This window comes from Ulvibacter sp. 2305UL32-6 (genome assembly GCF_058148545.1).
The window spans coordinates 576,093-591,467 of record NZ_JBYVKA010000003.1 but is presented as its reverse complement, the minus strand read 5'-3'; the positions used below and the strand labels follow the sequence as shown (position 1 = coordinate 591,467).

The window sequence follows — 15,375 nt, the reverse complement described above, 5'->3', positions numbered from 1 at the left end:
TTAAAAACCTTTTTTTTAGTTTGTAAATCAATATATTTGAGATTCAAAAAATTTCAAGGGATCTTCCTTGTTTACTAATCTAAAAAAGATAATTATGAAAAACAGTACTTTTTCCTCCCTGCGGAGCTTAAAAAGTTTGGTATTCATGGCGCTAACACTCTTGTTCTCGACCACGTATGCACAAAGTGATTATGCAATATCGTTTCAAGACGACGCTATTGCTGTTCAAGAAAATATTGACACCTTTCAATGGAGTCAGATGCCAGAATCTTCTGAATTAAAAGGAGGATATGTAGGATGGATTCAGTTTTATGAAACTCCTACACAAGATATTCAAGATGCGTTCAAAAGCAATAATTTGAAGCTTATCGAGTATATTCCAAACAAAACTTATTTATTTCATTTTGACGCAAATACATCAATTCAGTTTTTAAAAGACAGTGGTGTTCGTGCTATTATTCCAGTTGAGGGCCGCTTTAAGCTTTCTTCAAACCTGAAGAATACACCTTACCCGGAGCATGCAGTTGATGGTAATAGCCTTCTAGTGACACTCGAATTTCACGATAACGTAGATGTTAACTTTATTATTCAGGATCTTGCCAGAAAACAGATTGGCGTATTAGAGCGTCATGATACTGGAAATACAATTGATCTTCGTATTCCAGATAATTGTCTTGATAGCTTATCAAACTTGTCTTATATCAAGTATATTGACGTAATTCCTGCGCCTTCTGTAAAGGAAGACATTAGAGGAAAAGGTCTACATAGATCAAGCAACTTAGATACTCAAACCCTTACTGGAAGAAACTACGACGGAACAGGTGTTGGTGTTATGGTTCGTGATGACGGACGATTAGGGCCACACATTGATTTTGAAGGAAGAATTATCAGTAATGTAGGTGGATCAGGACAAACACACGGAGATGGTGTTGGTGGTATCTTGACCGGAGCAGGGAACTTAGACCCTAAAGTACGTGGTATGGCAGCAGGATCTGACATCTATGTTGTAAACTACAATTCTACTTTTACAGATAATGCAACAGTTACTAGATTAACAAATGGTGATGTGCAAATCACAAATTCATCTTACGGAAATGGTTGTAACGATGGATATACCACAACAGCACGAACTGTTGATTCTCAAATTCATGACATGCCAACAATACTTCACGTATTTTCGGCTGGGAACTCAGGTACTTCAAATTGTGGTTACGGTGCTGGCTCAGGCTGGGGTAATATTACAGGTGGACACAAGCAAGGTAAGAATGTAATTGCTACAGCAAATACCGATTATCAAGGTGATCTTGAAAGTTCAAGTAGTCGCGGTCCAGCAACAGACGGTCGTATCAAACCAGATATTACTGCGCATGGTCAAGGACAACGTTCTTGTTCAGAGAATAATGCCTACCAATCTTTTGGTGGAACTTCTGGAGCTGCTCCAGGTGTTGCAGGAATTGCAGCACAATTATATCAAGCCTATGGAGATGCTAATGGTGGAGCGCTGCCTCCGTCTGCACTTATCAAAGCGACCATGCTAAACACAGCAAACGACTATGGTAATGTTGGTCCTGATTATAGTTTTGGTTGGGGACTTGTTAATGGTTTCAGAGCCGTTCAATTATTGGAAGACAACCGCTACTTATCTGACGATATCTCACAAGGTGGCTCAAATAACCACGTGATAAACGTACCTGCTGGAACTGTTGAAGCTCGATTTATGGTATATTGGAATGACCCTGCAGCTGCAACGGGCGCAAACCCTGCTTTAGTTAATGACTTAGATTTAGTTGTTACAGATCCTTCAAGTGGTACTCACCTTCCTTATATCCTAGATCCTACCCCAAATGCAGGAACATTAAATCTTCCTGCTACAAATGGAGCAGATCACCTGAACAATATGGAACAAGTAGTATTTAGTACGCCTGCAGCTGGAAACTATACTATTAATGTTAGCGGATTTAATGTGCCAATGGGACCACAGGAATATTTTGTGGTATACGAATTGGTTTCAGATAATTTAACTGTTACTTACCCTAACGAAGGAGAAAAATTTGTTTCTCAAGCGAACGAAGTTGAGACCATTCACTGGGATGCAGTAAATACTGCAGCGTCTTTTGTTGTTGAATATTCTCTTAATAATGGTGGAAGCTGGAACATGATCGGTACAGCTCCTGCGAATGAAACTAACATTGACTGGACACTTCCAACAGGTGTTGCTACAGGCGATGCTTTAGTACGAGTAACTAGTGGTTCTCACAGTGATGTAAGTGATAACACTTTTTCAATTGCACCTCCTGTTTCGCTTATTCAATTTATAGAAGTTTGTGAAACAACTGCTACCATTTTATGGAGTGAAGTTGCAGGCGCCGATAATTATGACGTGCATGTTCTTGGAGAAAAATACATGGATATTGTTGGTTCTACATCTGATCTTCAGTTTACATTCCCAATTACAGATTTCAATGAGCCTATTTACGCTTCTGTAGCTGCCAAAAATGATGCTGACGGATGGGTAGGAAGAAGAAAAATAGCGATTAGTCATGCTGGCGGACTCCTAAACTGTGAGATTGTTGGTTTTGATGATAATACACTTGCTGAAAATGTAGTGATGTACCCGAACCCTGCACAGACTGCAGTAACTTTAGATTTTGCAAATATCAATAGTGAGATCAACATTACTGTAACAAATATTCTAGGACAGAATATGCAACGCCTTCAAGGTGTAAATGGTTCTGCTACGATCAACGTTTCAAATTATACAACAGGTGTGTACTTTGTAACTATTAACGCTGGAAATAGTACAACAACTAAAAAACTTGTAGTGAAATAATATTTTATAACAAGCTTAAATACAAAAGCCCCTCTTCTATTTGAAGAGGGGCTTTTTATATAGTTACATATTTCTATTTACATACTAAAGATCCAATCTGCTGGATTTAGACGATTCATGTTTTGGTAAATCACAAATTTTAAAATGGTTTTCCCAATAGCTGGATTATCGTAAACAGTTCCTAACGCTTGCTTTGTGGTTACCTTATCGCCCGTTTTAACCAAAACATTGGTAAGGTTTTTATATACCGAAATATAGCTTCCGTGCTGAATCATCACTGTAAGATTAGCCCCTTTGATCTGTTGTATCATAAGTACTTCTCCATTAAATACGGCACGCGCCTTTGCGCCACTTTCAGTTGCAATTTCAACACCACTGTTAAAGGTGGTAACATTTGGTAGCTGCGGATGCTGTTGTTTTCCGTAGCGCTTCACCACTACGCCCTTTTCTACTGGCCATGGTAGTTTCCCTTTATTTGTAGTGAAACTAGCTCCCAGAGCCTTCGCTTCTGCTGTCAAGGCAAAAGTTGACTCCCGCTTACTAACTTTATTACCGCTTACTGTTTTTCCTTCATTTGATTTAGCGATGGCAGCTGCAATTAGGGCTTCAATTTGTCTGTCGATCGCATCGGCTTCTTTTTGCTTACTGCGTATTTGCCCTGCAAACTTACCTTCATCCTTTTTAAGAGATGCTACGAGTGTCTCCTGATTCTTCTTTTCTTTTGTCAAATTGGCTTTGGCCAGTTTGTTTTCATCGATCAGCTTCTTTTTTTCTTCTTTTTGACTAACGAGGTCTTTATTCAGAATTTGTAAGAGCGCGGTCTTTTCTTTGATGCGTTCGCCTTGTTTTTTTCGGTGATTAGCATATTGCTTCATATACTGGATACGCTTATATGCTTGCAAGAAATTTTCCGAAGAGAACAAAAACATGATCCTGCTTTGCTGCGACTTACTTTTGTACGATTTCTTGATCATTGCCGCATAATCTTCTTTCAAGTCGGATAACTCAGTTCGCAATCCGTCCATTTTAGTGAGGTTGTCATTGATTTTACGCGTTAACAAATTGGCCTGCTGATTGGTGATGCGAATTAAGTTCTCACTGGCTGAAATACGCTGATTTAGATCTTCCACCTGCGTTAAAACCGACTTCTTTTCACCTCTCGTTTTAAAAAGAAGTGAATTGATCTGTTTAATTTCTGAAAGAATTGCCTGGCGTTTTTCCTCAAGCTGAGCCTGCTTATCGACTTGCGCAAACACTGAGGTTCCCGCAAGCAAGAACATTGCAAAAAATACTATGAATTTGTTGCTAGTCATTTTATAATTCAATTTGATCATATCCATTTGGTATTGTAAACGGAAAACTGACCGAAACATTGAGATCGATCTTTTTATAATTTACTTCAATCTTGGTTTTACTGTCCTTTTCTGAAGCATCTATTTTTACTTCTGAAGGGAAGATCTCTTGCCCATACATTTGATAGGGACCGTATCTCACAGTGAGCAATCGCTGCTCGCTAGGTTGTGAAAGAGTTTCTAAATGAATTTTAAATGTATCGGGATCTAAAAGCAATGAATGTATAAAAAGTTCCGATTGTTTCTTCGGAAGTAGCTTGTACTTATTTTGTACCACTTCGGAAGTATAGGCAGTTGAATTTAAACTAAATATGGATTGCCCCAATAAAATGGCCTGCGCCTTTTGAAAATCTATTTCAGTCCCTAATAATTCACTTAAAAACTCAAAGTCACCATCAAAATAAGTGTTTCCGATGGTTTCATAATAACTTACACGCTCTGGGGTTATGAGCACTTTTGCTAAGGTAATACCAAGCAATGAGGCTTTAATCCATATGGTTTTATCTTTTTCCATACGTAAACTGGTAGTGATGCTTTGCTGTCTGCCTTCCGTTTCATAAACCACCTGAACCCGCGCCGCCAACGTCTTAAAATCTGGCGAAGCTGCTTCGTGAAATGCGATGATCTTCTTGGTTGCCAAACTAGAATTAGCTGTAGAAGAGCCCTTAAAATTCTTAGCTCCTCCACAGGAAGTCAACAAGAATACAAAGGAAAAGAAAACGACAAGCAAGCGCAGGCGTTTGCTGTTATAACTGAATGGATGCCGCTTTTTTTGCATATTGATCTGCTTTTTTAGTATTTCCTTTTTGTGAGTAAACTAATTGAAGTTGCTCGTAATAATCTTTTTCCATCACAGGATTATCTAGGATGTAATCTAAACCTGTCTCCAAACTTTCAATGGCTTCATCCGTCTTTTGAAGATTATTATTTGCCACACCATTAATGAGATACAAAAGAGGTTGCGAAGGAAAGATCTCCAACGCTTCACTACTCAAGGCAGCAGCATTGGCATACTTCATAAAATCAATTTGTAGTAATAAGGTGTTTTTTAGCAAGCTAAAATTGTCTTTATCTATCGCTATCCCTTGTTCATAAAAAGCAAGTGCTTGCTCCTTTTTCCCTTTTGCTCTATAAAAGTCTCCAAGCTTCTCATATACCAAACCGTTGTCTTCTTCTGAAAATAACGCTACAATATTTTGTAATTCATCTTCATACTCGGGATTACTTTGAACAAATTGAATAAAATCTCCTAACACTTTATACTGACTCTCTTTGTCTAGTTGCTTTGAGGCAAATACTTTTTTCATTGAGGCCATTGCTGCTTGGGTATCTCCAGCATCCAGATAAAATTTGTACAATGCAAAATGTACCATTTCATTATTGGGATCATTTTTTAGCAGCTCCTTAGCCGTTTCAAAGGCCTTTTTGGTGTCGCCTTGTTCACTGTATAAAAAGATCAAATTAAGGTAGTCCTGCTCCTTTTTAGGGTTCTTGTCAATTTTCTCCTGAAGATCACTAATGGCACCCTCTGTATTTCCCGTTACCTTATAGATCTGACGACGTAACGTATTTCTATATGTAGATTCGCCCCAAAGATCATCGAGTTCGTCTAATAAACTCAGCGCCTTATCATACTGCTTTGTTCTGTGATAAAGGTTTGCGAGATCTTCTTTATAGTCTTCATCTTTTAAAACTAGCTTTTCAACCAAGGGTATTGCCATTTTATAATCACGTTGCTGATAGTACAGGTCGTACATAGCTTCCATGACATCCAAACGATCTCCTTGCGAAGCGATCACTTTTTCAAAATATGGTATGGCATCATCAAAACGACGAACTGAAACCAAATTCTTAGCAATCTGAAAATTTACAACCGCTATATTTTCAGGGTCTCCCTTGGCGGCTTTTTCGGCTTTTAGTAATGCTTCAAGCGCCAACTCATGGTTTGAGATTGCACGCTGTTTTAATGCCTCAAAAAAATATTCTTGAAAGGCATCGCTCACATTTCCGAGGTCATCAGTAGGCTCTTCCTCTTGTGCCCACAAGGGTGAACATCCGAAGAAAATTCCGAAGAAAAGTATAGTAAATGTATGTTTTAGTCTCAATTTTCTGATCACGAGGGGGCATTTGTATTACTTTAATTCTGAATAATCGCCAATACTCACATTTGTGAAATTGCCATCAAACGTAGCGTGATTACCTATCATCGCATTGTCTAATGTAGCATTTTTAATCACCGAGTGGGTTTGTATTATACTATTTTTAACGTAACTATTCTCAATTATTGTACCAGCTCCTATAGAAGCAAATGGCCCTACGGTACTGTTTTGTAATTGCACTCCTTCTCCTAGAAAGCACGGCTCAATGATCTTAGAATTTTCGTTTACTACGGAATCAGCTTCTAACGAAACGCCGCTTTCAGCCAAAAAGCCCAACATACGCCGATTTGTCTCTACGGTAACTTCTTTATTTCCGCAGTCCATCCACTCGCTCACAGTTCCCGTCTTAAAGATCTTCCCGGAAGCCATCATACGTTTGATACCATCATTTATTTGATACTCACCACCATTAATGATATTGTTGTCTAAAACATATTGTAGTTCGTTTTTCAGTTCAGCAACATCTTTAAAATAATAAATACCAATTACTGCTTGATCACTTACAAAGGTCTCTGGTTTTTCAACTAATTCAGTGATCTCATCACGTTCATTTAAGTTTACCACGCCGTAAGCTGATGGATTCTCTACACGTTTGGTCCAGATCACACTATCTGCTTCTTTATCTAAATTGAAATCGGCACGAATCAAGGTGTCGGCATAAGCGATGACTGCAGGCCCCGAAAGCGATGGCTCAGCGCACATAATAGCGTGTCCTGTGCCTTTTGGCTCCAATTGGCGGTATATGCTTGCCTTTGCGCCTAAGTCGGCTGCTAGCGCCTCTAAACTGCTTACAACTTCGTCTCCAAAAAAAGCTGGATCTCCTAAAATAAAAGCAATCTCTTCAATCTCTTCATTAAGAACGCCTACAATATCGGCTACCAAACGATGTACGATAGGTTTACCTGCTACAGGAATTAACGGTTTAGGTACAGTTAAGCTGTGGGGGCGAAGACGACTGCCTCGGCCGGCCATTGGAACGATTATTTTCATAATTTAATGTAGATATATTTTATAGTCATTCCGCTCTTTACGCGGACTGGTTTTCTTTGTTATGCCAACATACTTTGTAGCGATTGCGCATTAAGTGTGCAATAATAATTACTTAAGCCCAGTGCTTCCAAAACCGCCTGCTCCGCGACTTGTATCGCTTAGCTCTTCAACTTCATCCCAAACAGCTCTTTCGTGCTTTGCGATCACCAATTGTGCAATTCGTTCGCCATTTTTGATGGTAAAGTCTTCGTTCGATAGATTCACCAAGATCACCCCTATTTCTCCTCGATAATCTGCATCAATGGTTCCTGGGCTGTTTAAAACTGTAATTCCTTTTTTGGCTGCCAAACCGCTACGCGGACGAACCTGCGCTTCATAACCAATGGGAAGTTCAATAAATAGCCCTGTTTTTACGATCGCTCGTTGCAGCGGTTTAAGTGTTGAAGGTTCAGCGACATTAGCACGAATATCCATTCCTGCAGAAGCGATGGTCTCATAACTAGGAAGTGGGTGTTCAGATTTGTTAATGATCTTGATCGTGGTCATTGTAAAGATTTGTTATTTTTTCAGAATACGTTGTAATTCATTCCTTTCTGAACGAAATACGAGCAACAAAAATACCAATAATAAAGCAGTTCCTATGATTAAATTACCGTCAAACACATAAAATGTAAGGACTGAAAAGCCTATTGAAAGCATTAAATAGCCACCAATTCTTTTAAGATCGTAGGGAACGGCGTAGTGTTTTCTTCCGAAGAAATAAGAAAGTAACATCATACTTCCATAAGCGGCAAGGGTGGCAATAGCCGAGCCCATATAACTCATCACCGGAATAAGCACGAAGTTGAGCACGAGTGTAATGATAGCACCTACAATTGAAATATACGCCCCGTATTTGGTCTTATCGGTCACTTTGTACCATACCGAAAGGTTGTGATAAATACCCAAACAGAGGTTTGCCAATAAAATAATTGGCACAATAGAAAGCGCCACCCAATAATCGGGATTTGAAATAAGCAACGCTTTAAACAGATCAATATAAACGATCACAAAAAGCATAATAATGCTTCCAAAAATGGTAAAATACTTAGTGATGGTCGCGTATGTGGTCTTCGCGTTATCATTTTTTGCATGATTAAAAAAGAACGGCTCGATACCAAGTCTAAAGGCAGTAGCAAAAAGCGTCATAAAAACGCCCAGTTTATAACAAGCTGCATACACCCCAACTTCGGTCTCTGCAATATCTTCGGGAAGAAGATATTTCAGTAAAATTTTATCAAAGGCCTCATTGATCGAAAACGCAATACCTGCGATGAGTACGGGAAGCGCATATTTAAACATAGCACGCCAGATGGAGGCGTCAAATTTAAATCCAATTTTTATATACTGCGGAACTAGTAAGAGCAATGTAATTCCACTGGCAATTAAGTTAGAGATAAAGACATAGGTCAATTTGTTTTCTTCGGAATAGATACTACTCCACAAAGAAGTGTCACCCTCGCCGGCCCATAACGGTAGCACCAACAAAAAGAAGACATTAAATCCTAAATTGATACAGACATTAATGATCTTAATGATCGCGTAGCGCATGGGGCGTTCATTGGCCCGAAACCAGACAAACGGAAGCACAGCCAACGCGTCTAATGCCAAAATGATAAGTCCGTAGGTAATATATTCTATCTTAAAATCAAGATGCAGCGCGAGTGGTTCGCGAAGCAATAGACCTACCCCTAAAAATAATAACGTAGAAACGGTCAATGACCGAAGTGCTGTAGATTGTACGATCTTTTTCTTCGATTCATCTTTATTAATAAATCGAAAGAACGCGGTTTCCATTCCGTAGGAAAGCAGTACGTTTCCCAGAATAAGATACGACATTAAAGTTGCATAAATTCCGAAGGAAGACGGCTCTAAGACCGCTGTATACAACGGGACTAGAACAATGGCAAGCGCGCGGGGCAAGACGGTCGCGAGCCCGTAAATAAAGGTTTGCTTAAAGAGTTTTTTAAAGACGCTCAATCGATTCCGTTGGGATTGGTGCTAGGATATGCTAAAGGTTCTTTTACCGTTACTTGTACGGTTTTATAATATTGCAGTTTTCCGTTTTGCGTATAACTTATCACCGCCTCATTGGGCAATAGATCAAACGGCGAAACAACTGGTACCTCGTTAACCGCTTCTTTTATTGGGTCCGCATCCATGATAATGTTTCGGCTAAGCTTATTTTTAAAATAACCGATATATTGCACCCGAACATTGGGTGAGCTAACCAATTCGGTTGATCTTTTTCCGTAGAAAACATCATTAAATACCACACCCTCTTCAATTCCACTTAGGTTGATATAGACGTTTGTACCCGAACCGCCTTCAGGCGTACCTGCCATCCAATCTTGTGCGTAAATATCACCGACCTTAAACGGTGGGTTTTCATTAAAAGCAAGGGTATCTGCCTTGCTCGCGCCACAATTGGAAACGCTTAGGGTTAAAAACGATACGCCTAGAAGTAAGAATACTTGTTTTAATAATTTCATAAGGTAAAGGTATAAAAAAGGAAGTTGTTTGATGATGGTTTTTTTTGTGTGAATTATTATTTGGTGTAAGATCTATTCGAAACTATGGTTTGATGTACACAACGAGAATATCTCTTAATTTTAGTATGTTCATTTCTTTTGCCGGTCCAAAAGAACTTGAAGATTCACGAGCATCCATTTAATAAATAGCGCAGCGCGAGTAAAAATCATATCAAAAACATAATTATATTTTCCTTTTTGCATCGCCCAAAAAAGAAACAACCTGCTCACACTGGTACGTGTGAAAACACTCTAAAATCAAAAAAGCCTCTCCGTTTGGAGAGGCTTTAAAATATTATAAGCAAAGAAATATTACCCTGCTAATGCCTCTGCACCACCAACGATCTCTAAGATCTCGTTTGTAATCGATGCTTGACGTGCTTTGTTGTACTGTAATTTCAGTGCATCACGAAGATCGGTTGCGTTGTCGGTTGCTTTATGCATTGCCGTCATACGTGCTCCATGTTCGCTCGCTACTGAATCTCTAAGCGCTTTAAACAATTGTGTTTTTAAACTCTTCGGAATTAATCCTTCAACGATCTTTTCTTTAGAAGGCTCAAAAATATAATCGGCTGTAGTTGTTACTTCAGAAACTGGCGGCGGAAGAATAGGCAAAAACTGTTCTGTTTTTACTTCTTGTGTCGCAGCATTCTTAAAGTGATTATAAACCAATACAATTCTATCGTAATTACCTTGCGAGAACTGATCCATCAACATTTCTGCGATTTCCGAAGTATTATCGAAAGTAAGGTCATCAAAAATGGCAACGTTGTTTGTTAAAACGGTACCGTTTTTCTTTAAAATATCATTCCCTTTTTTACCGATAGTAACAAAATCAACTTGCTTTCCTGCGTATGTTTCATTTACAAGAATCTGGGCTCCCTTTACAATATTACTGTTAAAAGCGCCCGCCAAACCACGGTTTGAAGTGATGGCTACTGCCAAAACTTTATTCACCTCGCGTTGATCTGCATATTTACTGCCTCCATCACTGTCCAAGGTCGCACTTAAGTTCTGAAGTAATTCAGAAAGTTTTTCAGAATAAGGTCGCATCGCTGTAATAGCATCCTGCGCTTTTTTCAACTTTGCTGCCGACACCATTTTCATGGCGCTGGTGATCTGCATCGTTGAACTTACCGATGATATTCTGTTACGTATTTCCTTTAAGTTTGCCATTGTTCAATTATGAATTATGAATTCAAAATTACTTTTTATACTTCGCTGAAAGATCTGCAGCAACTGTAGTGATCACATCGATCGTATCATCAGTTAACTTACCAGCCTTTAACGTATCTAGTGTATCTCTGTGCTTCGCGTTCATCATCTCTAAGAAATCTCTTTCAAATTCCTTAACCTTATTCACAGGAACATTACGAAGTAAGTTCTTAGAACCTGCATAAATGATCGCAATTTGATCTTCAACTGTATACGGGTCGTTTTCCGCTTGCTTTAAGATCTCTACGTTACGTTTTCCTTTTTCAATCACACTCAATGTAGCGGCGTCAAGGTCTGAACCGAACTTCGCAAATGCTTCCAATTCACGGAAAGCAGCTTGATCCAGCTTTAAAGTACCAGCTACTTTCTTCATCGATTTGATCTGAGCGTTACCACCCACACGTGATACAGAAATACCCACATTAATCGCTGGACGAACCCCAGAGTTAAACAAATCACCATCTAAGAAGATCTGACCATCTGTAATAGAAATTACGTTTGTTGGAATATATGCCGATACATCTCCTGCTTGTGTTTCAATAATAGGCAATGCTGTTAATGAACCTCCACCTTTTACCATTGGTTTTAAAACGTCTGGAAGGTCGTTCATTTCTTTTGCGATATTGTCATCATTGATCACTTTCGCTGCACGCTCTAATAATCTTGAGTGCAAGAAGAAAACGTCACCAGGATATGCTTCACGTCCCGGTGGGCGACGTAACAATAATGATACTTCACGATATGCTACCGCTTGTTTAGACAAATCATCATAGATAATCAAGGCTGGACGGCCTGTATCTCTAAAGTACTCACCAATTGCAGCTCCAGCAAACGGCGCATATACCTGCATTGGTGCAGGATCTGATGCGTTTGCAGCAACAATAGTAGTATATGCTAATGCTCCGGCATCTTCTAAGGTTTGTGCGATATTCGCTACCGTTGAAGCTTTCTGTCCGATTGCTACATAAATACAATATACTGGCTCTCCAGCATCGTAAAATTCTTTTTGATTCAAAATGGTATCGATACAAACTGTTGTTTTACCAGTTTGACGGTCACCAATAACCAATTCACGCTGACCTCTACCTACAGGGATCATGGCGTCAATTGACTTAATACCTGTTTGCAATGGCTCTGTTACAGGCTCACGATAAATAACCCCTGGTGCTTTACGCTCTAGTGGCATCTCATAAGTTTCACCAACTATAGGTCCTTTCCCGTCGATAGGCTGTCCTAGTGTGTTGACAACACGTCCAACAATACCTTCACCTACTTTTAGGGAAGCAATACGTTGTGTACGTTTTACGGTTGAACCTTCACGGATTCCTACAGAGGGTCCTAATAAAACCACCCCAACGTTATCTTCTTCCAAGTTCAATACGATGGCTTCCAGTCCGTTATCGAACGCTACCAATTCACCATATTGCACATTAGAAAGACCGTAAACACGAGCAATACCATCACCTACGGTTAATACAGTTCCTACTTCGTCTAATGAAGCAGTTGCTTCAAAACCTGAAAGTTGTTGTTTTAAGATTGCTGATACTTCAGCTGGTTTAACTTCTGCCATTTTTATAAGATTTGAGATCTAAGATGTGAGACACTTCTTAAATTTCTGTTATAATGATTTACTAAATTCTCGTTTCAATGTATCCAATTGGTTAGCGATACTTGCATTGTACTGCAAATCTCCAACACGGAGGATAAACCCGCCGATGATACTCTCATCAATTCTATTTTCAAGAGTTACGTGATCACTTCCCGTTAACTCCTTTACTTTTGTCAAAACTTTTTCTTCTAATTCTGAAGACAAAGGTACAGCGGTAGTAACTTCGGCTACTTTAACACCTTTTGATTCATTGTAAAGATCAACATAGCTTTCTGCTACTCCGCCTAACAAAGCAATTCGCTTGTTTGTGGTTAAGACTTCGATCAAACGCTTTGTCGCGTCTGAATTATCTGCAAAGATCTTGATCAATGCTTCTTTTTTATCCAATCCTTTGATCACAGGACTATTAAGTACGTTACGAAGTTCTGAACTATTTTTAATGGTAGCTGCTACAGACTTCATATCGCCAAAAACAACGTTGGCCACATTGGCTTCGTTGGCGTTTTCTAAAACTGCTTTCGCGTATCGTATGGCTGCTCTGCTGCTCATTGGATCTTAGTTTAGGTTGGCGTCTTTCAACATCGTATCTACTAACTCTAATTGCTTAGACTTATCAGACAATTCATGTTTCACTACTTTTTCAGCAATTTCTACTGAAAGTGAAGCTACTGTTTGCTTCAATTCGGCAATTGCTGCTTTCTTTTCACCTTCAATAGCCACTTGTGCATTTGCAATGGTTTTGTTTGCTTCTGCTTGCGCTTCTTCTTTAGCGTCTGAAATCATTTTTGCTTTGATCTCACGTGCTTCTTTCATCATTGCTTCTCTCTCTGCGCGCGCTTCCTGCAATAACTTCTGATTGTCAGCTTGTAAGTTTGCCATTTCTAGCTTTGCTTTTTCTGCTGAATCTAAAGCGTTTTTGATCCCTTGCTCACGCTCGTTAACTGCGTTTAAGATAGGTTTCCATGCAAACTTCCGAAGTAAAAGAAGTAATAAAATAAATACAACGGCTTGCCAAAAGAAAAGCCCTACTGAAAATTCTGTTATTAATTTATCCATGTTTACTGCCCACGTAGGCGGGTAATATTTGGTTATACTTTAATTTATTTCCGAAGAAATTTTGTTCAATTTTAAATAGAAACATATCCCTGCAACCAACCGTTGCAGCGATATGTTATCTTTTTTGATTACCCTGCGAAAATCGCTGCGAAACCAATACCTTCAATAAGCGCCGCTGCAATTAGCATCGCTGTTTGAATTTTTCCGTAAGCCTCAGGCTGACGTGCAATAGCTTCCATAGCTTTTCCACCAATCATTCCGATACCGATACCGGCACCGATTACTGCTAAACCTGCTCCTACAATAGTTGGGATTTCCATAATATATATAATTAAAAATTAAACACTCTCGTTAAAATTACCTCTAGACTCCTCTTGAGGCACTACTCTTATTATAAATGCTGAATCTCGCCTTCATGTTCTTCGTGATGCTCGTGAGTCTCACTTGCAAAACCGAAGTACAAGGCTGCTAGCATTGTAAAAATATAGGCTTGTAGCAATGCTACTAGAATTTCGATCAATGAAATGGCGAATGCCAAACCAAATGATAATGTTCCACCTAACCATGTTTGAAAAATATAGATCAATCCTAATAAACTTCCCAATACTACGTGACCTGCCGTCATGTTGGCGTACAAACGTATTAGTAGTGCAAAAGGCTTAATAAAAAGACCTAAGATTTCAATAGGCACTAAAATGATATAAATAAAGATCTTTCCAGACCAAGGCATTCCGTCTCCTAGGGGATCAAAAATGTGTTTCCAGTAATCTTTAGTTCCTGTAAAAGTTGTGATAAGAAAAACAATGATCGCCAATGCTGTTGTAATTGCAATGTTTCCGGTCACGTTCACACCCAGTGGTGTAAGACCGAACATATTCAGAAACCATATAAAGAAAAATACGGTTAATAAGAATGGCATATATTTTTTGTACTTCTGCTCTCCGATGTTTGCGATAGCAATATCATCTCTAATATAAAGTACGATAGGTTCAAAGAAACGACCTGCTCCTTTAGCAATACCTCCGTTTTTAGCGTAGCTTTTTGCAAGCCCTCTAAACAACAAGATCATCAGGATGGATGTAAGTAACATCATAAAAACACCTTTGGTGATTGAAAGGTCTAAAGGCTTCGCATTAGTGGCGTGGTGATCTTCATCATAGTTAATGGTACCTGCCGCGTCAGTCTTATAGATCTTAGCGTGATCAATTTTGTAGTAGTTTCCGTCAACCTCAGCAACAGTTTCGCCGTGGTGGAACTTAGCAGAAGAAAACACTTTTAAACCATCGTCCCATATAATAATAGGTAACGGGAATCCAACATGATGAACTTCACCCGCATCATCAGTGTATGAATAGAGTCCGAAATCATGCGAATCCAATAAGTGATGCGCTACGTAATCTTTAACGTTCTGCTTTCTGTCGGCTTTCGCTTGCACATCTTCAGCTGTTTCTTTTGAACAAGAAAAAGTAGTGAATGCAACAACTAAAATTAAAAGTAATCTAGACAATGTTTTTCTTTGCATTTTGAGACAAATTAATGGTGTCCTTAAAATCGGTGCAAAAATAGGGTACTTTTAGAGAAAGAAAAAACTATT

The 15,375-nt window shown here is 39.1% G+C and carries 14 protein-coding genes; 1 reads left to right on the top strand and 13 read right to left on the bottom strand.

Going from position 1 to position 15,375, the window contains the following annotated elements; genetic code table 11:
- Window positions 1–94 precede the first annotated feature (94 nt).
- Entirely contained in the window at window positions 95–2,830 is a 2,736-nt protein-coding gene (locus tag ACY2RU_RS12420; RefSeq protein WP_490138781.1) for a S8 family serine peptidase, read from the top strand.
- Window positions 2,831–2,907: 77 nt separating this feature from the next.
- Here ACY2RU_RS12420 and ACY2RU_RS12415 read toward each other — a convergent pair whose 3' ends face one another.
- The 13 genes from ACY2RU_RS12415 to atpB form a co-directional block, all read right to left on the bottom strand.
- Entirely contained in the window at window positions 2,908–4,164 is a 1,257-nt protein-coding gene (locus tag ACY2RU_RS12415; protein WP_490138780.1) for a murein hydrolase activator EnvC family protein, read from the bottom strand.
- On the bottom strand, window positions 4,145–4,960 hold the full coding sequence (lolB1, locus tag ACY2RU_RS12410) for a lipoprotein insertase outer membrane protein LolB1 (RefSeq protein ID WP_490138779.1): 816 nt from the start codon (window positions 4,958–4,960) through the stop codon (window positions 4,145–4,147). The genes ACY2RU_RS12415 and lolB1 overlap by 20 nt, the downstream gene beginning before the upstream one ends.
- Window positions 4,929–6,299, bottom strand: a complete 1,371-nt coding sequence (locus tag ACY2RU_RS12405) for a tetratricopeptide repeat protein (protein WP_490138778.1) — start codon at window positions 6,297–6,299, stop codon at window positions 4,929–4,931. Before ACY2RU_RS12405 ends, lolB1 begins: the two co-directional genes overlap by 32 nt.
- Before the next feature lie 15 nt (window positions 6,300–6,314).
- Window positions 6,315–7,331, bottom strand: coding sequence for a sugar nucleotidyltransferase (locus ACY2RU_RS12400; RefSeq protein ID WP_490138777.1), 1,017 nt, complete (start codon window positions 7,329–7,331; stop codon window positions 6,315–6,317).
- Window positions 7,332–7,439: 108 nt separating this feature from the next.
- Entirely contained in the window at window positions 7,440–7,877 is a 438-nt protein-coding gene (gene dut, locus ACY2RU_RS12395) for a dUTP diphosphatase (RefSeq protein WP_490138776.1), read from the bottom strand.
- A 12-nt stretch (window positions 7,878–7,889) separates the two neighbouring features.
- Window positions 7,890–9,350 (bottom strand): lipopolysaccharide biosynthesis protein, encoded by a 1,461-nt coding sequence (locus ACY2RU_RS12390; protein WP_490138775.1) that lies wholly within the window; start codon window positions 9,348–9,350, stop codon window positions 7,890–7,892.
- Complete coding sequence (locus ACY2RU_RS12385) at window positions 9,347–9,862, bottom strand: hypothetical protein (RefSeq protein WP_490138774.1); 516 nt, start codon at window positions 9,860–9,862, stop codon at window positions 9,347–9,349. The genes ACY2RU_RS12390 and ACY2RU_RS12385 overlap by 4 nt, the downstream gene beginning before the upstream one ends.
- A gap of 351 nt (window positions 9,863–10,213) precedes the next feature.
- The gene (gene atpG, locus ACY2RU_RS12380) at window positions 10,214–11,077 is read right to left on the bottom strand and encodes an ATP synthase F1 subunit gamma (protein ID WP_490138773.1); all 864 of its coding nucleotides are present in this window, start codon (window positions 11,075–11,077) and stop codon (window positions 10,214–10,216) included.
- 28 nt (window positions 11,078–11,105) lie between these two features.
- Entirely contained in the window at window positions 11,106–12,686 is a 1,581-nt protein-coding gene (atpA, locus tag ACY2RU_RS12375; RefSeq protein ID WP_490138772.1) for a F0F1 ATP synthase subunit alpha, read from the bottom strand.
- 48 nt (window positions 12,687–12,734) lie between these two features.
- Window positions 12,735–13,274, bottom strand: a complete 540-nt coding sequence (atpH, locus tag ACY2RU_RS12370) for an ATP synthase F1 subunit delta (protein ID WP_490138771.1) — start codon at window positions 13,272–13,274, stop codon at window positions 12,735–12,737.
- A 6-nt stretch (window positions 13,275–13,280) separates the two neighbouring features.
- Complete coding sequence (locus tag ACY2RU_RS12365) at window positions 13,281–13,781, bottom strand: F0F1 ATP synthase subunit B (RefSeq protein ID WP_490138770.1); 501 nt, start codon at window positions 13,779–13,781, stop codon at window positions 13,281–13,283.
- A gap of 128 nt (window positions 13,782–13,909) precedes the next feature.
- Window positions 13,910–14,101, bottom strand: coding sequence for an ATP synthase F0 subunit C (atpE, locus tag ACY2RU_RS12360; protein WP_014781930.1), 192 nt, complete (start codon window positions 14,099–14,101; stop codon window positions 13,910–13,912).
- Window positions 14,102–14,172: 71 nt separating this feature from the next.
- Window positions 14,173–15,288, bottom strand: a complete 1,116-nt coding sequence (atpB, locus tag ACY2RU_RS12355) for a F0F1 ATP synthase subunit A (protein WP_490138769.1) — start codon at window positions 15,286–15,288, stop codon at window positions 14,173–14,175.
- Window positions 15,289–15,375 lie beyond the last annotated feature (87 nt).

Coding starts and splice junctions, on each gene's coding strand:
- ACY2RU_RS12420 (WP_490138781.1), top strand. CDS start 95: ATGAAAAACAGTACTTTTTCCTCCCTGCGGAGCTTAAAAAGTTTGGTA.
- ACY2RU_RS12415 (WP_490138780.1), bottom strand. CDS start 4,164: ATGATCAAATTGAATTATAAAATGACTAGCAACAAATTCATAGTATTT.
- lolB1 (WP_490138779.1), bottom strand. CDS start 4,960: ATGCAAAAAAAGCGGCATCCATTCAGTTATAACAGCAAACGCCTGCGC.
- ACY2RU_RS12400 (WP_490138777.1), bottom strand. CDS start 7,331: ATGAAAATAATCGTTCCAATGGCCGGCCGAGGCAGTCGTCTTCGCCCC.
- dut (WP_490138776.1), bottom strand. CDS start 7,877: ATGACCACGATCAAGATCATTAACAAATCTGAACACCCACTTCCTAGT.
- ACY2RU_RS12385 (WP_490138774.1), bottom strand. CDS start 9,862: ATGAAATTATTAAAACAAGTATTCTTACTTCTAGGCGTATCGTTTTTA.
- atpG (WP_490138773.1), bottom strand. CDS start 11,077: ATGGCAAACTTAAAGGAAATACGTAACAGAATATCATCGGTAAGTTCA.
- atpA (WP_490138772.1), bottom strand. CDS start 12,686: ATGGCAGAAGTTAAACCAGCTGAAGTATCAGCAATCTTAAAACAACAA.
- atpH (WP_490138771.1), bottom strand. CDS start 13,274: ATGAGCAGCAGAGCAGCCATACGATACGCGAAAGCAGTTTTAGAAAAC.
- ACY2RU_RS12365 (WP_490138770.1), bottom strand. CDS start 13,781: ATGGATAAATTAATAACAGAATTTTCAGTAGGGCTTTTCTTTTGGCAA.
- atpE (WP_014781930.1), bottom strand. CDS start 14,101: ATGGAAATCCCAACTATTGTAGGAGCAGGTTTAGCAGTAATCGGTGCC.